The following is a 20,954-nucleotide window of genomic DNA, read 5'->3' as shown; positions in this document are numbered from 1 at the left end:
TAAAACTAAGGATTGCTTAGTATACATAAATCAGTAAAACTAAGAAAATCTTAGTTACATTGAGCCTAGAGATATGAATCCTAAGTGTCGTTCGACAACCCAATCCCAATACGCCTCAAAGAAGCGCGTAAAAAAGCCAAGCTCTCACAAAAAATGTTGGGAGTTCGCATAGGTATGGATGAAAGTTCAGCTAGTCCTAGGATGAATCAATACGAAAAGGGAAAACACACACCTGACGTCCACACGCTTAAGCTGATTGCTGATGAGCTTGGGGTACCACTAAGTTATTTTTTCTGTGAGGATGATATTTCAGCTGAGCTCGTTTGCTTGATCTCAAAAATGAGTAAAGATGAAAAGGTACAGCTAGCCTTAGAAATAAGTAAGCACTTAAACACTATATGAGCGCTTAATATTCTGCTTGACCACGCAGCCATACGGGAAAATTGATATTTGGACAATCATATGTAAATACAAATGATTTTTTGATCGCCACTCTAGGTCTTTCATTGTTCAGAAAGAATGTAAGCAAACAATTATGCAGGAGTTGAAGTACTGCGGTATAGATGAAGCAACACTCTTTCCTGAGCTTGATTATCAAGCATAATATATAAAGAGTATTAACCTAACTGGTTAAAATAGTTATGGTGGCCTCTAATTCTCCTCTATTTTCGGCTTCACGTATCACTTAGCCGAATAGGTTACTCTGCCGTAAGTGATGAGAGTCAGGTCTCAACCTTTGCGCGTGTCCATTAAAATCATTTTAGAAAAAGCCCGTGACTACCAAGCCGATTTCTACAAGGCGTCGCTAATTATGGGGCAAAAAAGCGTGGAATCGTATGTGCAAAGGTGGTGTTAATGCGGTAACTCACGACCAAAAGCTATTACGTACTTCACCGCCTCTCTCAGTACAAGTTCATTAAAGTTGATCGATAGGCCTGCATCGGTCAATACAATTATTAAAGGTATGTCATCGTCCACCAAGTCGTTCATTAAATGCCAATCGATTTCTGCGGAATCGGTTCGCATCAAAGCTTGACTCATCATATCAAGAAGCTCGACTAAACATTTGTCACTATCGAGTTTTGCTCGATGGATTGGGCTAGAAGTAAGGTCTTTGTATTCATACCATTAGGGTAGTGACTTTTGAATATCAGTAAGTATGAGATTCGACTGATATATTGTGACAACTGATATATTGTGACCTTTAACAAACTTCAGGACAAATCAGTGTCAGTAACTTTGCTAAGTTAGCACTTTACGGATTACCTTCGGTATAGCAAAACATCTAATCGGCAGGCCGAAATCAATTATCCACTACACTGGCAAATTGGGTGGATGGGAGGTTTTATGGCCGAGAAACAACGCAGAGCTATCTTGTACCGTGCCGCTCGTAACCGACGAAACGGTTTGCATCTTAAAAGTGACGATCACCTTGAGCGTAGTGTTAAGGAATCGCGGCAGTGGCGAGAATCCATTGAATTGAAATCATCTAGAACCTAAACCAAACAAACTTAAGTACTACTGATTAATCTAACACTATAAGCGGGGATAAAATGCATGACTGACCCATACTTAAACTTATTGCCGACATTAGAAGAATTCGAACTGCCAGACGTTCCCTGGAAAGTTGTTGCCCTATCATCGTTACCGAAAGCTACTCTTTCAGCATTCGATTCATTTATGAGCGGAGCTAGCGTTCCTCATAGAGTATTCGTTTATAGTCATGACTACGCACGTTTTTGCATGCTAGTTCGCCGTGGGGATATAACGTTATCTTAGGGTTCGAGTTAATTCATGCGGTGTCTAGCAGCTTATGTATACCATCATCGGTTGAGCCGAACCGGCCTGAATAAAAGATGGGCAAAAACGTGTTTAGTGAAAATTGAGGGACGTCAGACAAACTAGGCTTGCTATGAGAACATGTCCACCTGAAACTCAGCTTTCTTGTTATGCAGTCCCCTAGCTTCCAACCAAGAGTAAAATCTACTTCTAGAAATCGATACACCACGTTCGTTTAGTTGTTTAAGAATTTCAGCTTTGGTGGTCTTGGTGTCGAGAAGGTTCAATATAAACGCTGTATGCTCATCAAGCCTTGATTTCACCTTCTGTCCCCTCTGACGGCCAGATGCTAGCCCTTTGGCCTTACGTTTAGCGTGACCAGTTTTAGCTCGCTCAGAGCGCTTCTGGGCTTCTACAGCGCTGGCAAAAGACTGCCCAATAACTGTAAAAATGATTTCAGCATTATCAACGTTCTCTGAGCTTATGATGGTGTCGTTGTATACTAAATGTAGTTCACCATATGAGGCTATTTGACCAATGGCACCTACTAGCTCCATAACTTTATGGCGACCCAACCGAGTGATATCCGATACAATGATACTTTGTTGAGAGGTGATGAGAGAAAATAACTTCCGCTCACTTAACTCTGTCTTGGTGGCAGACACGTGCTCTTCTATCCAATCCGTTATTTGTATGCCACGTTTAGCAGCGTACGCTTTGATAGCTTCTCTTTGTGATTCACCATCGGCTCTTTGTGAATCTGATACTCGAATGTAGCCAATCATGCCTGCCCCCAAGTTGAAGAGTTAATTGTTCATGGACGGTTATTTGTTGTTTAGGTAGTCCAATACAACTTCATGGTGATCTTTGGTCTTAAACTTGTTAAACACATGCTCAAGTTTGCCAGACTCATCAATCAGGAAGCTTGTTCTTACAACGCCCATATTTTCGCGGCCCATAAATTTCTTGAGTTGCCAAACATTGTACTTTTCACAAACTGTGTGGTCTTCATCGGCTAGCAAAGTGAAGTTAAGCTCTTGTTTGTTGATAAAGTTAGTTAATTTTTGCGGTGTGTCTGGGCTGATACCAAGAACAACAACATTGTGGGCATCTAACTCAGCTTTAGTATCTCGTAACCCTTTAGCCTGAACTGTGCAGCCTGGTGTTGAAGCGCGTGGGTAGAAATAGAGCAGTACCTTTTTTCCCTGAAACTCAGATAGCGTCACTGGGTTATTGTTTTGGTCATTTAGGGTAAAATCTGGTGCGATTTGTCCAGCTTCGATTGCCATTGGTTTTGTCCTTACTTTCTCAATTAATGGTATGTGGCGTAGCGTTATTCGCTACGTCCTTTTTAGTGCATTTTTATTGCGTTAGAGTGTACGTTTTTATCGTTGATTTAGTGCCCTGTCTAGTGATTACACTAAACAGGACTTTTTTAGTTGTAGCGCTAAACGCTACTTTGGTTTTCTAAATTGGGGTGCAATAACATTGTCTAAACGAGACGATACGATTTTATCCATCGCTTTTTCTCGCTGACTTTCATGTAACATCTCCATTAGTTCTTGAATGACCTTAATATGCGTGGCTGCTTGAACAGCTAACGCCTCTTTATGGCTTTGAGCTTCGTCGTAATACTCTTTTTTCTTCTTATTTGTCTGTGCTCTTTCTCCTTTGAGTGCCTTTATTTCTTTTTGAAGTACTTCAATAGGGGAGTCAGAGGTTTCATCCTGAGCAACTTGTACTTCTAATGATTTATTTTTTATCATTAAAACGACGTCGTTATGCCTTCTGAGTGCGCCAGCGGAAAGGCCCGCTTCTTTTTCAACATTGCTATTGTTGATTTTGAGCTTGCCCTTTCGCGCTTTATTGCGCAGCTCTCTCGATGTCAACTTCGCTACATCACCATCCAACAGTCTTTCCAATGCTTTGATTAGCTTATTTTTGGTTATCTGTGACATTATGAAATCACTCCGTATGGGATAAGTAAGTTCTTAACGTCATCAGGAAAAATGATAGGCTCATAGTCGATACCTAAATCATCCATAATGCGTTCAGCAGCTTGAACTTTTATGTAAGATTCAGAGGCGGTTTGAGGAGTGAGCTCGTTGTTTTCAATATCATAAAGCATGTGAATTTCGGCTTCTTTACGTTTTGCTTCAGCAAATACGGCATCAACGATGTAATCATTCTTACAGTCTACACATTCCATTAGGTTAACGAGCGTTCTTAAACCACAGGTCGTCGAAGTACAGTATATCCCTGGCGCAACCGCATGAATGTGTCGGTTTTGAGTTCGAATTTGCTTTTTCCAATAGTTCAGAGATAACATCTCGTTATCTACTTTATCCTTGAATAAATTTCGGTTTGTTTTCATCATGTTCTTAGCAAACTCTTTGCCTTTTCCTCCGGCAACTCGCTCCTTGTTTGCCAGTTTCTGATAGATATTCAAGTAGATGCGGGCTTTCTGATCGATTCTTTCCTCATCAATTTCGTGTGCTAGCGTCTTTTTCTTTTGTCGGATTTTTTGGAATTTACTGGCGTTTTTAGCGTAGTGCCGCGTCATTGCCATAGAGACATGACTAAACTGCTGTTTGAGTTGCGGAAAACTGCAAAGCTCGTATCCAATCAGGTAGTAAGCAAAAGAGCGGCGAAGTTGATGCCCTGTAAACGCATAATTCTTACCCACTTCAAACGATAAGTTGGGGTCCGATGTTTTTAGGTCAACAACGTCTTCATTGGTAAGCGCAAGCTCTTCACCCATCGCATCTTCAAACCAAGCTTGAGAATGTGTTCCTAGATGCTTTTTGCTTATTCCACTGAAATCCTGTTTTATTTTATGGAAAAACGACTGTGAGCTAGGGTGTCGCTTTCTGAGTGGCGTGTGCAGTGCTTGAAGGACCTCATACGCTTTCATGCCGATTTCGGTTGTGACAAACTCATCTTGCTTTGATTGGGAGCCTTTGGCTGTCTTTGATAGGTTGGCGTGGATAACGTGTATCTTCTGGCGGTCTATTGTTTCAGTTGTGCAGCCCTGAGCGGTGTTTAGGGCATACATCTCATCGGCTCTCATTCCTGTTCGAGCCATTAACCCCCATAGGCAACCACCATTAAGCGTTTTAAAAAGTGATTGAGACTCTATTAGATTGGTGATTGTCCACTGTCCAATCGTTAGCTTACGTTCGGTGTGGAACTTATCAATGTAGTCGTTCTTTATTTCTGGTTTATGAAGGCGTATGAGAGCCAGTGTCTCTTTTTCATTTGGAGAATGAAGGGCGGCAAAGGCGTCTTGAAAAGCAAGGGTGCGCTTTTTACTTGATTTCTGTTTACCTAAATACCATTGAATCTTACCGTTTTTAGATCGAGCTTCATCACTGACCAGATACTTTGCATATCCTTCATACACCTTATCAAAGTAGGTGGCGATGTATTCTGCCAGTTGCTCTAGTTCATCACGAAGAGCATAAGCTTCACCAATCAGTTCTTCCGACTTTTGAAGACCCTGATAGTAGAGCCTTTGAGGGATGACGGTATACTGCTGCGCTTCTTTAATTACTAAACCAAAATCAGAGGCGTTAAGCTTTTTGGTTAAGCTAACCTCAAACGGTAAACCTCTCGCCTCTTTGTAAAGGCGATTTAACCCGTTGTAAATTGTCTCTCTTTCAAAATCGATATCGGTAAAGCCGGTTAGAGCCCACGTTTCGAGTCGGTCAAAGTCCAAAGCAGACAGCGTATTAAACCCTTCATTTAACAGTGGAGCGATGACTTTTTTTAGGTCATATAATGCATACCAAAGAATTTCAAACGAATGGTTATGAGGTGATAGCCACATCATTTTAAGTAAGAGGGTTTTAAGCTGGTTTTTTAGGCTACGCTCAATGACTTTGCCATCGAGTGTAAAATCTATGGTTATGTTTCGCTTTGCTTTTGGCTCAAAATAAGGCTGTAGCTTTCTCCAAGCGTCATCATTGCCAATTTTGCCTAATGATTCACCCGTAACAGTAAAGCCTAGATCAAGGCTTTCGAGTTCATCCCAATCGCCACGCTCAATAGCTGGCTTTAATACATCCATTAGGTAATTTGCATGAGCGCCAACATGTTCTTGTGCTTTAAGAAGCTTATTTTGATGTTCTAGGTCAGTGAGTTTTATCATTTGAGCCTCTGTAACTATAGGGATAAAAGCGCGTGGTCGATGGAAACTCTTGGGTGACGACCTTGGGTATTAAACCGCTTCATAGCCTCATCGAATACATCGTCACTCGCCCCATCTAGCGTATACTCATACTGTTCAATTTTTTCATGAATATCCCCTTTCGAATCAGGGTACATATCAAGGATTTCCTTAAGAACATCGATGTATGACATGAGCTTATAAATAGCCTCAACGTCATCTACCGCTTTGGCCGATTGGCACTTGTGACACATGTCAAATTCGGCACAAGGTAAGTTGATGCCTAGCGCATAGTTCGTTTCACGTTGTGTGTTTTTACCATCACTAATGACTTGCTGCCCATTACAAGTTAGCCCGTTGGGGTTAGTTTTAATATTGCCTTCTTCGCGCTTTTTCTTCGCCTCATCGTGTGACAACATCGGAATACCACGCCTTTTCGCTACTATGTCTTTTGCTTGCTCTAAGCTCGTATCATCATCGAGGTTTTCTATGACCTCCACACCCTGAGAGATGATGACCTTATTCAGTGATGAAAGCCCGTTCAGATAGCTTCTGTCTAACGTTTCCTTCGCGTTTTGGAGTAAGCTTTGAGCCGCTTGAATTCCACCTTCAGCATAGGCTTGGTTACTGGTCATTTCTCGCCAGCGACTCGATTGAAGAGAGAGGTAGTAATGGTTTGGTTCAACAGACCAAGTCTGCATTAGCTGTGCTGAAATAGGGCTGATGCCCTCCCAATCTTTAGGGGTGACACTTCTATTTTTTGCTAAAAGCAGTCGCTCATATTTCTTGGGCTGCTTGTTTGCTTTTTCATTCGCGTATTGCTCAATCTCTTTGATTACAGCTAAATCAGAAGCGGGGACTTTAAAGAAGCCGCCGATGCCATTTCTATAGTTAAAAGAAACGGTAACATTGCCATTGCTGTCTTTTTCGGAGTATGTGAGCGGAAGTAAAACCCCTTTAAGCGGTAAGTCGGTATAGCAAGATAAAATACAATAGACGCTATTGGTCGCCCCTTGCCCTGCTTTGGTTTTGCTTATTGCCTTTAGTTCTTTATGAACAACAGTGCGCCCCAGATGATTAACGACTTTCTTTAACGTGATGGTTTGTTGGTTTCGGTAGGCGTAAAACAGCTCTTTAAACCAAGGTAGACTGCCAGCCCGATACGGAGATAACAGGTGTAGTTGGTTAACCAGCTGTTTATTTAGCTCAATCAAATGAAAGGTATTACTCACCTCAGCGTGATTATTGAGAGTAAAAAGTAACTCAGAGCCATCTTCACCATTTCCGTACAATTTGGACAGTCGCTCTAGTAACTTAATAAACTTCACCCCACCACGCTTATCAACGTCAAATCGCTCACCCACCAATAGGGCATCGACTGCTTTGTTCGCTCTAGGCTTATGGCTCGAGACCTTTACCACTTGTAGGCTCTTATCTCGCTCTTCTGTATGAACCTTAATTGGGTGGGCAATATCTCGAATGCTGCTGTCATTGAGTGAAGTGAAAAAGCACAACAGATGATAGGCAGCAACTATTGTGAGATTAAAGGCTGCGCCACTATTAACAGCAGTGCCAACTTTACTGTGACTTGTATTTCGCGATTCCAACGATGTCGGGATTTGAATCACTTCCTCATGCTCACCAAGGGCAATAATAATAGGAAGTGTTTCAGGCAAAGGTGTGTTGTTTTCTTTCGCTGCAATAAGTTGTGGTGCGAGAGCGAAGAATAAATTGCTCAAACGTGTCACGAGAAGCTCTTCTTCTTCCTCTGAATATCCCTTAATTGGCGTTTTTTCTCCTGTAAACCCCCTATGAAGTACAGCCCAAGAGGAAGCGGGCACGCCACACCAATCGAGCGCATTACGCAGAGCTGAAAGCATTGTTGGAACAGTCGATTCTTTAATGCCTAATTCATCACCATGATTGTATTCCCATAGGCGTTTGGAAGGGTTAAATATCTTGATACGATGTCGTAATTCGCCATCGTTGCCTGCAAACTTTAAGTACCCATTTCCCGTAAATGGGTCAACATTTACCGCATCACAAAAAGCAAGATAGGCGCGTAAATTTGCGTAGAGTGCTACGATGGTAGGTGCTGAGTTACCATTACTGACATATTGGTTGGCTTTCTCGCAAAAGCGCCTGATAAATACGGTTCGGCTGTTTACTTTTTCATTTTCTTTGTTACACCCTAAGTGCAGTAAATGAGAAACGTCGAACTGCTTTGGTTTATTTAATTTTCCATCTTTATAAGGGATCGTCAGATTCAAAGGAATGACATTTTGATTGTTGCGCACATGCTTAATGGCTTCGGACTGTCTTGCGATTTTACTTTTCGCCATTACGACCAACCTCCGTTTATTTTGCGGTTTTTGGCCTTGGCCATGCTGACCTGGTCGTCCAGCTTATTCATGTACTTAATGTATTTTTCAGTGGTTGACGTGCTTTCATGCCCCATTAATAGAGCCAATTCATCCATAAGATAGTCATAGCCAACATCACGCTCTTTTGACTCCTTCCAAAGCCAATGAGTGGCAAAGGTAGAACGTAAATCATGAATACGGTAATACCAAGAAGAATCCACTTCGCGTATCTGTTTTCGAAGGTTTGAAAAGTGCGTTTCTAACGTATTGACCGAGTAAGGCGTCCCTTTATTTGAAGTAAATAGGTAATCTATGGCATCTAAAATCACACCTGACTGAACAAGCTCATTGCGTTTGTTTCGGTTTTTTAGTCGTGCGTGACTTTCTTTATATATCTCTAGCTCTTCGTACAGCTCAATGGGAATTTCTACGGTTCGTTCCTTACTGCCTTTTGTGCGAGTAATTTTGATTGGTACTACATCTAAATCACTGTAGTCAGCCTTTCCTATGTCGTGAGCGGGGAAGTGAATGGCTTCGTCAATTCTAAGCCCCGCATCGGCGCATAGCCGAAAGATTAATGCTGTTGACTTTGGGAGTGACGTTACATGTTCATTAAATAAAGCTTTGTGCTCAGGGTGCATGGGCTTGAGCTTTTTATGGGCGGGTGTGTTTTCTTTTTTAGGAAACATCCTCATGATATTGGAGGTTTCATAAGTACGTTCAGAGCCTGATTTTGTGTGAGCCAACATATCGTGTTGGTTTAACTCATGATGCACAGTTCCAGTTGTGTAGTGAGTAACAACATTCTGATCGTTATTTTTGATGTAGCCGTATTTTTGCATCCATTTATAGAATCCAATCACGGCACTCATATAACTTCTAGCGGTAGATAAACTAAAAGCTTCATCGCCATTAGCACCTTCAATATTATTGCAGTTTGCAAGCAGAAACTCAGCAAATCGCCAAGGTGCCCCTTCTTCTTCATACTTGGACAACGTTTTATAGGTTAGGTATTCAGGTGGTATTTCATGACCATCTTCATCAACTTGAGAGTAGTGAGTGGAACCTAGATAACGAGTGAAAGCTAGCAAGCCTTTCGCGATTGAGCCAGTGTCTTTGACTGCCTCTTCACCACGCAATTTAGACACTAGGTATAACGATTGTGGATAAACAATAGTCCCATCAGGAGCAATTATGATATCGGTTTTCTTTAGGCGTGATTCCAGATTGGAAGGGGAAAGGTAGGGAGAGTGCGTCACCTCTCCAGATTTAGTATTGATATTCGCAGAAATTCTTAGCTTTGCTAATGTATCGACCTCGACGGAAAGGAGTCGGTAGTCATCATAAACATCGGAACATTTTTCTTCATGCGTTTCTATCACAGAACAATCCTCGATATGTTACCCACATATCAAAGATAGATTTGTCATAAAAAAACATCAAGGTTTTTTGTCATAAAAAATTTGTAAGGGTAAACTTCTTCTCACCCCATACGCCGAACTGCTCAGCAACCACGTGGTCTTCATCGGATAATAAAGTAAAGTTTAAGTGATCACGTTCAATGAACTTTCCTAAACGCTTCACGGGATCGGTGCTGACTCCGAGTACCACTACGTTGTGAGCATCGAGTTCCGCTTTTACATCTCGAAGGCCTTGAGCCTGAACGGTACAACCTGGTGTCATGGCTTTAGGATAAAAGTAGAACAACACCTTTTTCCCTGAGAAATCAGCAAGGGAAACGGTATTTCCATCTTGATCTAAAAGTGAAAAAGCAGGTGCTGGCGTGCCTGCAGTAAGCGTTTTCATTATTCTTCCTTTTTTATTGACTGTTTTTTATAAAGTTGAGCGAACCTTGTACATCCAGTGTCTTGCATAAACTGTCAAATTCTTCTTGTAGTTGCATTAAGTTACACCCTGAATCGACACTGGCGGTAATGGCAATATGAAATTGGTCGTGATCAAGATGTAACTTCGATTTATGAATCGTCTGCGCACTCAGTGAAGCCATACCAATATTACGATTGGCAAAAAATTGAGTGAATTTCTCTGTTAGGCCAATTTTGTCTTCAGACTCAACAAACACTTCAACCGTATAGGCATTATCTTGATAATCATGAGGTGATGTACGTTTCATGATGGTGATGAGATCATGTTGTTGGCCTAATAAAGGTAAGGTTGTCTCTACTCGGGTGATGTGGTTTGTATTGCCAGAGACCAGCATGATGAGCGTGAACTCTTTGCCAAACAAAGCAATTCGGCTATCGATGATATTGCAGCCTGATTGCGTAACTAAACGTACCACTTCATTACAGATACCAGGGCGGTCTGTCCCTACAGCAGTGATCACTAGATGCTGAGTCATAATATCGCTTCACTTTTATCGTTTTGGGCATGTTATCACAGTTAAATTATAGAGGAACGGTGGTGGAATAGCTTTTTAAGAACTCCGTCTTGAAAATAACGTGTTGTTGACATCGACATATTCAGATCCGCTATAAAGTTTGCCCTTAATTGATGTTGTTTGTTAAACCTCTAACATCTGATAAATATTCATCCAAATGGGCTGATTAAGCGAATTTAATCCCTTGTGTTTTTCAATCGCCTTACAGTACCATGCAGAAAGTAACAAATTAGGGAGATGGACATGTTTTCAGGAAGTATCGTAGCGCTCATTACACCGTTTAATCATGATGGTGAGGTTGATTTTGTTAGTTTGAAGAAGCTGGTGGACTTTCACGTGACAGCCGGAACTGACGCCATTGTTGCCGTCGGAACAACGGGTGAATCTGCCACGCTAACCGTTGAAGAGCATGTCAAAGTTGTCGCAAAAACCGTCGAATTTGCCGAAGGACGTATTCCTGTGATTGCGGGAACGGGTGCGAATGCTACTCATGAGGCGGTAACGTTTAGCCGTTTATTAAATAACACAGGTATTGCTGGCTGTTTAAGTGTGACTCCTTATTACAATAAACCAACCCAAGAAGGTTTATTTCAACACTACAAAGCAATTTCTCAAGAGACTGATATCCCTCAGATTCTCTATAATGTACCAGGCCGTACAGCGGTGGATTTGCGTCCTGAAACCGTCGCTCGCCTTGCTGAAATTAAAACGATTGTCGCTTTGAAAGATGCAACGGGTGATTTGAGCCGAGTGGCTCTTCATCGTGAGCTTTGTGGAAAAGACTTTATTTTATTAAGTGGCGATGACGCGACAGGTTTGGAGTTTGTTAAATTAGGTGGACAAGGTGTTATTTCGGTGACGAATAATATTGCCGCTAAAGATATGGCGCAGATGATGCACTTAGCATTAGAAGGCCGATTCGACGAGGCTGAGCTTATTAATCAACGTTTGATGCCTTTGCATAAAGGTCTATTTGTTGAGTCGAGCCCGATCCCAGTGAAATGGGCTGCTCACAAAATGGGATTGATTACAAATGGTGATCTACGTCTACCTTTGACTGAACTGTCTGAACCTGTACGTTCAACGGTTGCCCAAGCCATGACCGAAGCTTGTATCTTCTAAATCGATTCAATATTGTGCCGAGGCTTTTTCCTCGGCAGTCTAGGAGTTTGAATGAAATTTACTCATCAGCTAGTTATCAGTTCACTAGCTGTTTTTGTTTTAAGCGCATGTGCTGGTAACGCTTCTCAGCGTCGCCAAGCAAAAGATGATTTTGCTTATTTAGAAACCCCGGCTCTAAAAGAGTGGCAACTTCCTGAAGGAGCCACTCCGCAGTTTTACCCTAATTACCAGATCCCTGAAGGTGACTTCCAAGGTGGCATTGGCCGTACTGTGGATATTCGTCCTCCTCAACAAGTCTTAGAATTGATCCCTGGCGCGCGTGCCGAGCGCCAAAATGGCGAAGTAACATTATGGATGATCAAGCAAGATGAAGCCGACAAGGTGTGGCAAACTGCGTTAGCCATGCTTAAAGAGCGAAATATTGGTATCGCTGCACAAAGTGAAAACCAGATTGATACTGATTGGGTGACTTGGGTTTCCGAAGATGAAGAAGTTGAGATTGGTAGCCGCTACCAAATCTCACGGGTAATGGCGAATAATCGTTTTGGCTTTAAGATTTCATTGACTGGTTGGCGTGAAGGTGGCAAAGAGATGCCAGTGAGTGCCACCAATAAAGAGCGTTATAATGCGTTCATGACCAATTTGGTCACGGCTCGTTACGATACCGATCTACGTCAAGAAGCAGCACGTAAAGCTCAACAGTTGGTTAAACAGATCCCCATTACGATGGGCAGTGACCGTAGTGGTTTCCCTGTAATTATTGCTCGTACCTCTTACGATGTTCTGTGGCAACGTTTGCCTAATCTTATGCCGCAGTTCGGTTTTACGCTCGAAGAGCGCAACCAATCTCAAGGTACAATAAAAGCGAAATACTCCGCGCCAGATGACGCCTTTTGGCAAGACATTGGCGTGAAACCTATCTCGCTGAAAAGTGGAACTTACACCTTCTTATTAGGTGATCTAGGCAACCGTACCTCGATCAACGTGACCAATTCAGCCGGCAAGCCGGTGGAAGAAGAACTACTGAAAGATATGGTACCTGTACTGTCGGCGATTGCCGAGCGTCAGTAATTGTGATGACGAATCCATGAAAAATAAAGGGACGAAAGTCCCTTTATTTTTGCTCTGAATCTGAGTCTTCGTGCTTATCAAGTTCGTTGAGTTTATCCAGATCACTCTTCTTCCCTTTCAAGCCAAATTTCATGTTAGCCGTGTATTTCAGCGCGGCAATATTACCGATAAACACCGCTAAGATTACAATAGTGATAACCCAAGGGTTGGTAATGAATTCCATATTAGGACTCCGGTTGGCTGATGTTAACAATGTACTGAGTGTAGATCCGATCTAAGTTCTCTTGTACCGTCGACACACCTAGGAGCGGCATGTTTTCAAGCTGTGTCGCCAATACGCTTGGCGTCAACAGGTCAAGGCAGTCTTTAGCCGCTGTTTTGTGGCTAATATGCCAAGGTTCAAACGCAACACCGCCTTTCTTTCCTTGGTAGGGGAAGAAAAAACCAAACTTAGGTAAATGCTCTTTCATCCATTGATAAAAAGGAGCTTGGTGGCCTGAGAGATATTCCCACGGTTCAAGCTTGAGTGTGACACCTGTCGGTAATGCTTTGCGATCAAAAACATCAAAATCACAACCCCAATGGTGGCGGCTGCTACCGGGCAGCGCTGACCAGCGCAAAATCGTGAATATCTTTTGTTCTTCGCTTAACTGAGCAGGGTTTACCGGTTGACTGTTATTATCAAGTAATTCGGCTTGCCCTGACATTTTCCGATTCCAGATGTTCAATTGGCGTTCAAAATCACGAAACCCACTGGCGATATGGAAATCAAACCCAGCGTCGTCAGCTGCTTGCTTTAGAGCGAGCAAATCTTGGATCACCCCGGGGTGAACCAAGAAAGATTTCTGCCCAATCAACACTGATGTTAAATGGGAGTCGGTTTGTCCGGTCAACTGCTCTGGAGTCATGGGTTACACCAATAAATTCTCTAGGGTTTTTTGGTACATATCCGTCAGTTTCTCTAAATCGGCAATCTTAACGCACTCGTTAACTTTATGAATTGTCGCGTTAACAGGACCAAGTTCGACCACTTGTGCGCCCATCTGGGCAATAAAGCGTCCATCAGATGTGCCCCCTGTCGTCAATAGCTCTGGGGATTTGTGGTTCACCTCATCGACGGCTTTAACGACGGCAGTCAGTAATGAGCCCGTATCGGTCAAGAAAGGTTGGCCGCTTAATGTCCAGCGTAATTCATAATCCAATCCATGGGCATCTAAGATAGAATGCACGCGGCGCTTGATCTCTTCATCGGTTAACTCGGTACTGAAACGGAAGTTAAACTGCACGTCAAACTCACCGGGGATGACGTTTGATGCTCCCGTGCCAGCTTGCAAGTTTGGAATTTGGAAGCTGGTCGGTGGGAAATAAGCGTTCCCTTCATCCCATTTTATTGCCGCAAGTTCGGCTAACGCAGGCAAGGCTTGGTGAATCGGGTTATTAGCAAGGTGAGGATAAGCAACGTGTCCTTGAATCCCTTTTATCTGTAGATCGCCTGTAATTGAGCCACGACGGCCATTTTTTATCACATCGCCCACATTTAATGTACTCGATGGCTCACCGACGATACACATATCAATTGGCTCATTACGCGCCATTAACGTATCGACTACGCGAGTGGTGCCATTGATGAATGGCCCTTCTTCATCTGAAGTGATCAAAAAGGCAATCGAACCTTGATGGTTAGGGTGCTGTTCAATAAAGCGCTCGACAGCGACAACCATGCAAGCAAGCGAGCCTTTCATATCTGCCGCCCCGCGCCCATGTAAATAACCATCAATTACAGTCGGTTCAAACGGCGCTGTATGCCACTGCGCTAAAGGGCCTGCGGGAACGACATCCGTATGGCCAGCAAAGGCAAAAAGAGGCGATTGAGTGCCGCGGCGAGCCCAAAAATTAGTGGTATCTTCAAAGACCATTGTTTCCACTTCAAACCCTAGCGCTTGTAAGCGTTTAATCATCAGGTCTTGGCAACCTGCATCCTCAGGAGTTACTGATTGGCGACTAATGAGATCTTTTGCGAGCGCCAGTACAGGGCTGTCTGTCATCCTTGAAATCCTTGTATTAAGAGAAAATAGCAGCGTATTGCTGAGCATTGAAACCGAGATGGTAATGGGTATCGACCAATAAGATAGGTCGTTTGATCATAGCTGGTTGTTCAACCAACAAAGTCACAACACTGTGAGCATCTAACGACTCTTTTTGTGACGGCGTGAGCTGACGAAAGGTTGTACCGCGTTTATTGAGTACATTTTCCCAACCAAGTGCTTGGCAAAACTGAGCCACGAGCTCGGCATCAATACCTTGTTTACGGTAGTCATGAAATTGGTAATCCACCCCCGCAGCTTCCAACCATTTCCGTGCTTTTTTAATGGTGTCGCAGTTGGGAATGCCATACATGGTGATCGTCATAAAAATCCTTGTTGAGGCGTATTATTTTTTTAATGGTCAAATCCTATCAGGAAGCGCTGTGGCTTACAAAATAGAGATGCTTTTATTTCGTTGTTTAAAAAAAATGTGTTTCAGTTGCTTACGATTGGAAAGTTATTGATCGAACGCAACACTCTAAATGTGAAAACAGAAATAATGAAGCGGCACAGTAATAGGAGGTGTCAATGGAACTGAGTCCTGTTTTTGCAAGGCGACTGTATTTAGCTTTGTTAGTAGAAAGCCTTGAAAGACCAAACGTGCCCAAACTCATCGAAAAAACGGGGTGGCCTCGCCGTACGATTCAGGATGTCCTGAAAGCACTGCCAGGAATAGGGATTGAACTGATGTTTGTTCAAGATGGAAGGCGTCACAATGATGGTTACTATCAACTCTCTGATTGGGGGCCATTTGATAGTCAATGGGTATTAGATCGTCGCTGTGATATTGCGACTAGCCTTGGATTTAGTGCATAAGCCAGCATTTGCTGGCTTTTTTTATGGTGTTTTCATATCCACATTGGGTAAGCAACGATAAACAGTACCGAAAATCGTGACAGAGGTTTTGAAATAATTGGAGTAGTCGAGCGTTACTGTATCGCCTCCCAGTTGATGAGCGTGAGTTTTTAGCTCGTTTACCGCCCTTCGAATCAATTTGTCATTGGGAATGAGCCAAGAGCTGAACCAGTAACCTTCACTGCCTGTTACATCCCCTAACCAGTCACACTGACCAGCATCAAATCCGGCATCAGTACGAATCTGAATGCGATCTGCATCGTTTGGGAGTGGGCTGTGTGATGAGCTACAGCCTATCATTAGCGCTGCCAGCAATAATATAGACAGTCTTTTCATCAGTTTAACCTTTCAGAACTAGATAAGAGATAAAACCAAGCCAGCTCACGATCAGCAGTGCCCAAGGTAACCATGAGGTCGATACCAAGCTTGATGAAGTTTCAATGTGTGCGGGTTCTTCTTCCGTATTTTGTGCGGTTTTCTTTAGCTGCAATGCTCTTTTTTTTGCTTTATCTGCCTGTCGGCTTTTCTCTTTTTGCTGCTTTTTATACAAGGCTATGCCTTTCTCAATGCCTTGAGCGATCAGCTTGGTTTGTTCTTTCGTTTGCCCTTGCTTTTGAGTGGCTAAGGCGACTTTCATGGCTTGTTGCTGAGTTTGTTCTGAGGGAATAATCGTTTTATTCATAACGTTTACAAGCGGCTATAGACAGGCGCTTACCCTATCACGTATCGTCATCCTTCACTATTGAGATTGATCACTATGCGTGATGTTCAAGTTAGAAACTGGTCAAGAGCAAAAGATCTGGCTAGCTATTTGAAATCGATTCGCTAAAGTAAAAACGTTTTTTTAAAAGAGCGAAGGTATTGATGCGTTATGCGTTAGAGCGATACGACCAACATGGTTTTCTTAAAGCCCCTAAACTTATCTGGCTTGGTTGGTTATTTTTGGCAAAAGCTTGGATTGTTTTCGTGGTGGCAGGAGCAAGCCGAGATAATGGCACGACGATTTTAACCATTGTTTACCCAGACCATTCGATGCTTTATTTGGGGTTGATTATGGGGCTGCCAAGCATCATTCTGATGTGGCTTATCAGCTTACGTGCTCCTGAACGATCGTGGCTAAACCGCATCGTCAGCATGGGAAAACCGCTGACGTTACTTATGGTTATCTTGCAATTTATACAAACGCTTTATCATATCTATTTAGAGCACGGCGTTTTTAATTGGGCCAATGCAAGCACACTGTTGGTGCTGTTATGGTTTGGCCTATATCTACTGAAGAGTAAAAGTGTGCGTGATTGTTTTTCTATCCCGCTCATAGACAAGGCGTGATCCCAATCAAGGTCGCCCCAAAAAACTGAATTACACTGAGCAAAAATAAGTAAGTGAGGATATTTTATGACACAACCTCAAACCGCGATTCTGCCTGAAGCAGGTCCGTTTGCACTATTTAGCCTTTTAAAAATAAAGCAAAATCCGGCGCATGTTTTAGCGCAATTAAAAGCATTGCCCGCTTTAGTCAATGAGATAAATCAACATCAACCCGGCGCTGAATTAACCGTGTCGGTCGCGTTTACTCGCACCTTTTGGCAGCGTTTAAATCAAAGCATACCACAAGAGCTGATTGATTTTCCTGAGCTTGGTAAAGGCGAAACCATAGCACCAAGTACCGAGGTGGATGTGTTGATTCACTGCCATTCTCATCGTCATGACTTGCTGTTTTATGTGTTGCGTAAATGGATGGAACCCGTGGCTGAGTTGGTTGAAATGGTGGATGAAACCTACTCATTTCGTTACTTAGATGCGCGAGATATGACGGACTTTATCGATGGCACTGAAAACCCTAAAGCCGAAAAACGTCAAGAAGTTGCACTGATTGCTGATGGTGAATTTGCTGGCGGAAGCTATGTGATGTTGCAGCGTTTTGTGCATAACCTTCCAGCTTGGAATCGCTTAAATGTGGCGGCGCAAGAAAAAGTGATTGGGCGCACTAAGCCTGATTCGATTGAGCTTGATAATGTACCAGCAGCGTCTCACGTTGGCCGTGTCGATATCAAAGAAGAGGGGAAAGGGCTAAAAATTGTTCGTCATAGCTTACCTTACGGTACGGTGAGTGGTGAGCACGGTTTACTATTCATTGCTTATTGCCATACGCTGTATAACTTTAAAGTGATGTTGGAAAGTATGTATGGTGTGGCGGATGGTAAAACAGACCAACTGCTGCGCTTTACCAAGGCCGTAACGGGTGCGTACTTTTTTGCCCCTTCAGCTGAGATGCTGCAACATCTTGAACTAAAGTAAGTTTCAATACTGACCTACTATCGGACCGAGCCTTGTGCTCGGTTTTTCTTTTTTAAGTATTTTATGTAAAGAAAAGCGTCTACTGTCCGATAAAGAGATCATTCATTCTATGGCATAGGTCTGTTATGGCAATTACCGTTAATACCAATGTTTCCGCTTTGATTGCGCAGCGTCACTTAGGCTCAGCAAGCGAAATGTTGAATCAATCTTTGGAGCGTCTTGCTTCCGGGAAGCGTATTAATAGTGCCAAAGATGATGCTGCGGGTTTACAAATTTCGAATCGCCTTGAGTCGCAAATGAGGGGCTTAGATGTCGCTGTACGCAATGCTAATGATGGCATTTCAATCATGCAGACTGCTGAAGGTGCAATGCAAGAGACCACCAGCCTGCTTCAGCGTATGCGAGATCTCTCTTTGCAGTCGGCGAATGGCGCGAACAGTAAAGCGGATAGGCAAGCTTTACAGGAAGAAATGAGCGCCTTGAACGATGAATTAAACCGAATTGCTGAAACCACCTCTTTTGGTGGTCGTAAGTTACTGAACGGTTCGTTTGGTCAATCCTCATTTCAGATAGGGACGAGCTCTGGCGAAGCAGTGCAAGTTTCGTTAAAAAATATGCGTTCAGACAGTTTGGATATGGGGGGCTTTAGCTATGTTGCGGCAGGCATGGCGGATAGTCAGTGGCGGGTGACACAAGATAATCGGCAGCTCACCATGAGCTATACCGATGCCAAGGGAAAACAGCACAACATTCAAATCCAAGCAAAAGTAGGGGACGACATTGAAGAGTTGGCAACCTACATCAATGGGCAAACCGATAAAGTATCGGCGTCAGTCAACGGCAAAGGACAGCTACAACTGTTCATGGCGGGTAAAGAAACCTCTGGGACTATTGATTTTAAAGGTAGCTTAGCTAATCAGTTGCAAATGAATGTGACGGGATATGAAGCAGTAAACACTCTTGATATTACCGAAGTCGGTGGTGCGCAGAGAGCGGTTGCCATCATTGATACCGCAATGAAGTACGTTGATAGCCATCGATCTGAGTTAGGCGCGTTGCAAAACCGTTTTAACCACGCTATCAACAATCTCGACAACGTACATGAAAACCTCGCTTCTTCAAACAGTCGAATTAAAGATACGGACTATGCGAAAGAGACCACCCAAATGGTAAAACAGCAAATCCTACAACAAGTCAGTACCTCTATTCTTGCGCAAGCCAAAAAACAGCCAAACCTAGCATTGGCCTTACTTCGCTAGCGATAAAAAGCAACACTTATCGACTTTTAATAACAAATCTTTAGCGAAATTATTACCTTTTTGGTGGTTTTTTGACCTCTTATCCTGTTTTTTACACTAAACACATTTTTTTTAAGAAAATCGAAAAAAAATCCTCAAGCTTTGGAAAATACCGCCGTTATAAAAAGTAACTTTGAGAGAACTATTTGGTTTTCCGAGACGTCGGAAACCGGAAACATCGGAAAATCAATTGGAGTAATCACCATGGCAGTTAATGTAAATACCAACGTATCAGCGATGACAGCACAGCGTTACCTAAACGGCGCTAGCAATGCACAACAAACATCAATGGAACGCCTATCTTCTGGCTTTAAAATCAACAGCGCAAAAGATGATGCGGCAGGCCTACAAATCTCTAACCGTTTGAATGTTCAGAGCCGCGGTCTTGACGTAGCAGTACGTAATGCGAATGACGGTATTTCTATTGCACAAACCGCTGAGGGTGCGATGAATGAAACGACCAACATTTTGCAACGTATGCGTGACTTGTCACTACAATCAGCTAACGGCTCAAACTCAAAAGCAGACCGTGTAGCGATTCAAGAAGAAGTCACCGCTCTGAATGACGAGTTAAACCGTATTGCAGAAACCACATCATTTGGTGGTAACAAATTACTTAACGGTACTTTTGAAACTAAGTCATTCCAAATTGGTGCGGATAACGGTGAAGCCGTCATGCTTAGCCTAAACAACATGCGTAGTGACAATGCTATGATGGGCGGCACAAGCTACCAAGCGGCGAACGGCAAAGATAAAGATTGGTCAGTTCAAGCCGGCAGCAACGATCTACAAATCACACTGAAAGATACTTCAGGTACAGATCAGACTATCAATATCTCAGCTAAAGAAGGCGATGATATTGAAGAGTTGGCGACTTACATCAACGGCCAAACTGATATGGTGAAAGCATCAGTTGATGATGAAGGAAAACTACAAGTCTTCGCTGGCAGTAATAAAGTAGAAGGCCCTGTAACATTCGCAGGCGGTCTTGCTGGTGAGCTCGGCATGCAAGCTGGTCAAGCTGTTACCGTAGATGTCATTGATGTGACCTCTGTGGGTGGCGCTCAAGAATCGGTTGCCATTGTTGATGCTGCACTGCAATTTGTAGATAGCCACCGTGCACAATTAGGTGCATTCCAAAATCGCTTTAGCCATGCAATCAGCAACTTAGATAACATTAACGAAAACGTGAGTGCTTCTAAGAGCCGTATTAAAGATACTGACTTTGCCAAAGAAACAACAGCGCTTACTAAGTCGCAAATTCTTTCTCAAGCATCAAGCTCAGTGCTTGCTCAAGCAAAACAAGCGCCACAAGCGGCACTTAGCTTACTTGGCTAAAAGAGCCCAATAGCTCAAGAGTTACCCTTAATGAAAATCCAGCCTCGGCTGTAATGCCGTTCACTTAAGAGTGAACGGCATTTTTGTTCTTAGCATACCGTTGTGGTCTAGGCTTAACTGTTCTAGGGAATGTTCTTTCCCTTCGCCCTTCAAGTATTAAGCTTTCAGCCATGTTGT

The 20,954-nt window shown here is 43.0% G+C and carries 24 protein-coding genes and 1 pseudogene; 10 read left to right on the top strand and 15 right to left on the bottom strand.

Annotation, left to right across the window (positions count from 1 at the left end):
* Window positions 1-84: 84 nt before the first annotated feature.
* The gene (locus AACQ75_RS02995) at window positions 85-402 is read left to right on the top strand and encodes a helix-turn-helix domain-containing protein (protein WP_017046120.1); all 318 of its coding nucleotides are present in this window, start codon (window positions 85-87) and stop codon (window positions 400-402) included.
* A 450-nt stretch (window positions 403-852) separates the two neighbouring features.
* Here the strand turns inward: AACQ75_RS02995 and AACQ75_RS02990 are convergent, their stop codons facing one another.
* A complete protein-coding gene (locus AACQ75_RS02990; protein ID WP_249339396.1) occupies window positions 853-1,044 on the bottom strand; it encodes a hypothetical protein in 192 nt (63 codons plus the stop codon).
* 303 nt (window positions 1,045-1,347) lie between these two features.
* Here AACQ75_RS02990 and AACQ75_RS02985 point away from each other — a divergent pair, with 303 nt between their 5' ends.
* Together AACQ75_RS02985 and AACQ75_RS02980 are read left to right on the top strand one after the other, a co-directional pair.
* Window positions 1,348-1,500: a hypothetical protein gene (locus AACQ75_RS02985; RefSeq protein WP_170889469.1), complete on the top strand. Its 153-nt coding sequence runs from the start codon at window positions 1,348-1,350 to the stop codon at window positions 1,498-1,500.
* A gap of 57 nt (window positions 1,501-1,557) precedes the next feature.
* Window positions 1,558-1,779 carry a hypothetical protein gene (locus AACQ75_RS02980; protein ID WP_249339395.1) on the top strand — a complete coding sequence of 74 codons (222 nt, stop codon included), beginning with the start codon at window positions 1,558-1,560 and terminating at the stop codon, window positions 1,777-1,779.
* A 131-nt stretch (window positions 1,780-1,910) separates the two neighbouring features.
* Here AACQ75_RS02980 and AACQ75_RS02975 read toward each other — a convergent pair whose 3' ends face one another.
* The 8 genes and pseudogenes from AACQ75_RS02975 to AACQ75_RS02940 form a co-directional block, all read right to left on the bottom strand.
* Window positions 1,911-2,564: a recombinase family protein gene (locus AACQ75_RS02975; RefSeq protein WP_170889468.1), complete on the bottom strand. Its 654-nt coding sequence runs from the start codon at window positions 2,562-2,564 to the stop codon at window positions 1,911-1,913.
* 39 nt (window positions 2,565-2,603) lie between these two features.
* Complete coding sequence (bcp, locus tag AACQ75_RS02970; RefSeq protein ID WP_170889467.1) at window positions 2,604-3,068, bottom strand: thioredoxin-dependent thiol peroxidase; 465 nt, start codon at window positions 3,066-3,068, stop codon at window positions 2,604-2,606.
* Between the two features lie 165 nt (window positions 3,069-3,233).
* Window positions 3,234-3,737 (bottom strand): bacterioferritin comigratory protein, encoded by a 504-nt coding sequence (locus AACQ75_RS02965; protein WP_170889466.1) that lies wholly within the window; start codon window positions 3,735-3,737, stop codon window positions 3,234-3,236.
* The gene (locus AACQ75_RS02960; RefSeq protein WP_170889465.1) at window positions 3,737-5,929 is read right to left on the bottom strand and encodes a tyrosine-type recombinase/integrase; all 2,193 of its coding nucleotides are present in this window, start codon (window positions 5,927-5,929) and stop codon (window positions 3,737-3,739) included. Before AACQ75_RS02960 ends, AACQ75_RS02965 begins: the two co-directional genes overlap by 1 nt.
* A gap of 14 nt (window positions 5,930-5,943) precedes the next feature.
* Window positions 5,944-8,289, bottom strand: a complete 2,346-nt coding sequence (locus AACQ75_RS02955) for a hypothetical protein (protein WP_170889464.1) — start codon at window positions 8,287-8,289, stop codon at window positions 5,944-5,946.
* Window positions 8,289-9,692, bottom strand: a complete 1,404-nt coding sequence (locus tag AACQ75_RS02950) for a tyrosine-type recombinase/integrase (RefSeq protein ID WP_170889463.1) — start codon at window positions 9,690-9,692, stop codon at window positions 8,289-8,291. Before AACQ75_RS02950 ends, AACQ75_RS02955 begins: the two co-directional genes overlap by 1 nt.
* Window positions 9,693-9,783: 91 nt before the next feature.
* Window positions 9,784-10,116: pseudogene (gene bcp, locus AACQ75_RS02945) on the bottom strand (thioredoxin-dependent thiol peroxidase); the annotation flags it as partial.
* 13 nt (window positions 10,117-10,129) lie between these two features.
* Complete coding sequence (locus tag AACQ75_RS02940; RefSeq protein WP_013856284.1) at window positions 10,130-10,672, bottom strand: glycine cleavage system protein R; 543 nt, start codon at window positions 10,670-10,672, stop codon at window positions 10,130-10,132.
* Window positions 10,673-10,954: 282 nt separating this feature from the next.
* Between AACQ75_RS02940 and dapA the strand changes: the two genes are divergently transcribed.
* Both dapA and bamC read left to right on the top strand, forming a co-directional pair.
* Window positions 10,955-11,833 carry a 4-hydroxy-tetrahydrodipicolinate synthase gene (dapA, locus tag AACQ75_RS02935; protein ID WP_026028067.1) on the top strand — a complete coding sequence of 293 codons (879 nt, stop codon included), beginning with the start codon at window positions 10,955-10,957 and terminating at the stop codon, window positions 11,831-11,833.
* A 51-nt stretch (window positions 11,834-11,884) separates the two neighbouring features.
* Window positions 11,885-12,904, top strand: coding sequence for an outer membrane protein assembly factor BamC (gene bamC, locus AACQ75_RS02930; protein WP_094147531.1), 1,020 nt, complete (start codon window positions 11,885-11,887; stop codon window positions 12,902-12,904).
* 43 nt (window positions 12,905-12,947) lie between these two features.
* Here bamC and AACQ75_RS02925 read toward each other — a convergent pair whose 3' ends face one another.
* Genes AACQ75_RS02925 through AACQ75_RS02910 form a run of 4 tightly spaced genes read right to left on the bottom strand, consistent with a single transcriptional unit; the run spans window position 12,948 to window position 15,313 of the window.
* Window positions 12,948-13,157, bottom strand: a complete 210-nt coding sequence (locus AACQ75_RS02925) for a DUF2897 family protein (protein WP_013856288.1) — start codon at window positions 13,155-13,157, stop codon at window positions 12,948-12,950.
* Window positions 13,129-13,812, bottom strand: coding sequence for a M15 family metallopeptidase (locus AACQ75_RS02920; RefSeq protein ID WP_017048860.1), 684 nt, complete (start codon window positions 13,810-13,812; stop codon window positions 13,129-13,131). The genes AACQ75_RS02925 and AACQ75_RS02920 overlap by 29 nt, the downstream gene beginning before the upstream one ends.
* Window positions 13,813-13,815: 3 nt before the next feature.
* The gene (dapE, locus tag AACQ75_RS02915; RefSeq protein ID WP_017045749.1) at window positions 13,816-14,949 is read right to left on the bottom strand and encodes a succinyl-diaminopimelate desuccinylase; all 1,134 of its coding nucleotides are present in this window, start codon (window positions 14,947-14,949) and stop codon (window positions 13,816-13,818) included.
* A gap of 16 nt (window positions 14,950-14,965) precedes the next feature.
* Window positions 14,966-15,313, bottom strand: coding sequence for an ArsC family reductase (locus AACQ75_RS02910; RefSeq protein WP_017047857.1), 348 nt, complete (start codon window positions 15,311-15,313; stop codon window positions 14,966-14,968).
* Window positions 15,314-15,516: 203 nt separating this feature from the next.
* On the opposite strand from AACQ75_RS02910, the gene AACQ75_RS02905 reads away from it, so the two are divergent.
* Window positions 15,517-15,804, top strand: coding sequence for a winged helix-turn-helix domain-containing protein (locus AACQ75_RS02905; protein ID WP_010318729.1), 288 nt, complete (start codon window positions 15,517-15,519; stop codon window positions 15,802-15,804).
* Between the two features lie 21 nt (window positions 15,805-15,825).
* Here the strand turns inward: AACQ75_RS02905 and AACQ75_RS02900 are convergent, their stop codons facing one another.
* The gene (locus AACQ75_RS02900) at window positions 15,826-16,179 is read right to left on the bottom strand and encodes a DUF4156 domain-containing protein (RefSeq protein WP_017047856.1); all 354 of its coding nucleotides are present in this window, start codon (window positions 16,177-16,179) and stop codon (window positions 15,826-15,828) included.
* 4 nt (window positions 16,180-16,183) lie between these two features.
* Window positions 16,184-16,525, bottom strand: a complete 342-nt coding sequence (locus tag AACQ75_RS02895) for a DUF2956 domain-containing protein (RefSeq protein ID WP_017045746.1) — start codon at window positions 16,523-16,525, stop codon at window positions 16,184-16,186.
* A gap of 179 nt (window positions 16,526-16,704) precedes the next feature.
* Here AACQ75_RS02895 and AACQ75_RS02890 point away from each other — a divergent pair, with 179 nt between their 5' ends.
* The 4 genes from AACQ75_RS02890 to AACQ75_RS02875 all read left to right on the top strand — a co-directional run bounded on the left by AACQ75_RS02890 (window position 16,705) and on the right by AACQ75_RS02875 (window position 20,777).
* Window positions 16,705-17,172 (top strand): DUF2919 domain-containing protein, encoded by a 468-nt coding sequence (locus AACQ75_RS02890; protein ID WP_088732761.1) that lies wholly within the window; start codon window positions 16,705-16,707, stop codon window positions 17,170-17,172.
* A gap of 66 nt (window positions 17,173-17,238) precedes the next feature.
* On the top strand, window positions 17,239-18,141 hold the full coding sequence (locus AACQ75_RS02885; protein WP_170889462.1) for a Dyp-type peroxidase: 903 nt from the start codon (window positions 17,239-17,241) through the stop codon (window positions 18,139-18,141).
* 125 nt (window positions 18,142-18,266) lie between these two features.
* Complete coding sequence (locus tag AACQ75_RS02880; RefSeq protein WP_170889461.1) at window positions 18,267-19,400, top strand: flagellin; 1,134 nt, start codon at window positions 18,267-18,269, stop codon at window positions 19,398-19,400.
* A gap of 243 nt (window positions 19,401-19,643) precedes the next feature.
* Window positions 19,644-20,777, top strand: a complete 1,134-nt coding sequence (locus AACQ75_RS02875) for a flagellin (protein ID WP_013856299.1) — start codon at window positions 19,644-19,646, stop codon at window positions 20,775-20,777.
* Window positions 20,778-20,954: the final 177 nt, after the last annotated feature.

The organism is Vibrio sp. B1-2 (assembly GCF_963888445.1).
GTDB classification, from domain to species: Bacteria; Pseudomonadota; Gammaproteobacteria; order Enterobacterales; family Vibrionaceae; genus Vibrio; species Vibrio anguillarum.
This window is presented reverse-complemented; position numbering and strand designations above follow the sequence as displayed.

Coding starts and splice junctions, on each gene's coding strand:
- AACQ75_RS02990 (WP_249339396.1), bottom strand. CDS start 1,044: ATGATGAGTCAAGCTTTGATGCGAACCGATTCCGCAGAAATCGATTGG.
- AACQ75_RS02985 (WP_170889469.1), top strand. CDS start 1,348: ATGGCCGAGAAACAACGCAGAGCTATCTTGTACCGTGCCGCTCGTAAC.
- AACQ75_RS02980 (WP_249339395.1), top strand. CDS start 1,558: ATGACTGACCCATACTTAAACTTATTGCCGACATTAGAAGAATTCGAA.
- AACQ75_RS02975 (WP_170889468.1), bottom strand. CDS start 2,564: ATGATTGGCTACATTCGAGTATCAGATTCACAAAGAGCCGATGGTGAA.
- bcp (WP_170889467.1), bottom strand. CDS start 3,068: ATGGCAATCGAAGCTGGACAAATCGCACCAGATTTTACCCTAAATGAC.
- AACQ75_RS02965 (WP_170889466.1), bottom strand. CDS start 3,737: ATGTCACAGATAACCAAAAATAAGCTAATCAAAGCATTGGAAAGACTG.
- AACQ75_RS02960 (WP_170889465.1), bottom strand. CDS start 5,929: ATGATAAAACTCACTGACCTAGAACATCAAAATAAGCTTCTTAAAGCA.
- AACQ75_RS02955 (WP_170889464.1), bottom strand. CDS start 8,289: ATGGCGAAAAGTAAAATCGCAAGACAGTCCGAAGCCATTAAGCATGTG.
- AACQ75_RS02940 (WP_013856284.1), bottom strand. CDS start 10,672: ATGACTCAGCATCTAGTGATCACTGCTGTAGGGACAGACCGCCCTGGT.
- dapA (WP_026028067.1), top strand. CDS start 10,955: ATGTTTTCAGGAAGTATCGTAGCGCTCATTACACCGTTTAATCATGAT.
- bamC (WP_094147531.1), top strand. CDS start 11,885: ATGAAATTTACTCATCAGCTAGTTATCAGTTCACTAGCTGTTTTTGTT.
- AACQ75_RS02920 (WP_017048860.1), bottom strand. CDS start 13,812: ATGACTCCAGAGCAGTTGACCGGACAAACCGACTCCCATTTAACATCA.
- dapE (WP_017045749.1), bottom strand. CDS start 14,949: ATGACAGACAGCCCTGTACTGGCGCTCGCAAAAGATCTCATTAGTCGC.
- AACQ75_RS02910 (WP_017047857.1), bottom strand. CDS start 15,313: ATGACGATCACCATGTATGGCATTCCCAACTGCGACACCATTAAAAAA.
- AACQ75_RS02905 (WP_010318729.1), top strand. CDS start 15,517: ATGGAACTGAGTCCTGTTTTTGCAAGGCGACTGTATTTAGCTTTGTTA.
- AACQ75_RS02900 (WP_017047856.1), bottom strand. CDS start 16,179: ATGAAAAGACTGTCTATATTATTGCTGGCAGCGCTAATGATAGGCTGT.
- AACQ75_RS02895 (WP_017045746.1), bottom strand. CDS start 16,525: ATGAATAAAACGATTATTCCCTCAGAACAAACTCAGCAACAAGCCATG.
- AACQ75_RS02885 (WP_170889462.1), top strand. CDS start 17,239: ATGACACAACCTCAAACCGCGATTCTGCCTGAAGCAGGTCCGTTTGCA.
- AACQ75_RS02880 (WP_170889461.1), top strand. CDS start 18,267: ATGGCAATTACCGTTAATACCAATGTTTCCGCTTTGATTGCGCAGCGT.
- AACQ75_RS02875 (WP_013856299.1), top strand. CDS start 19,644: ATGGCAGTTAATGTAAATACCAACGTATCAGCGATGACAGCACAGCGT.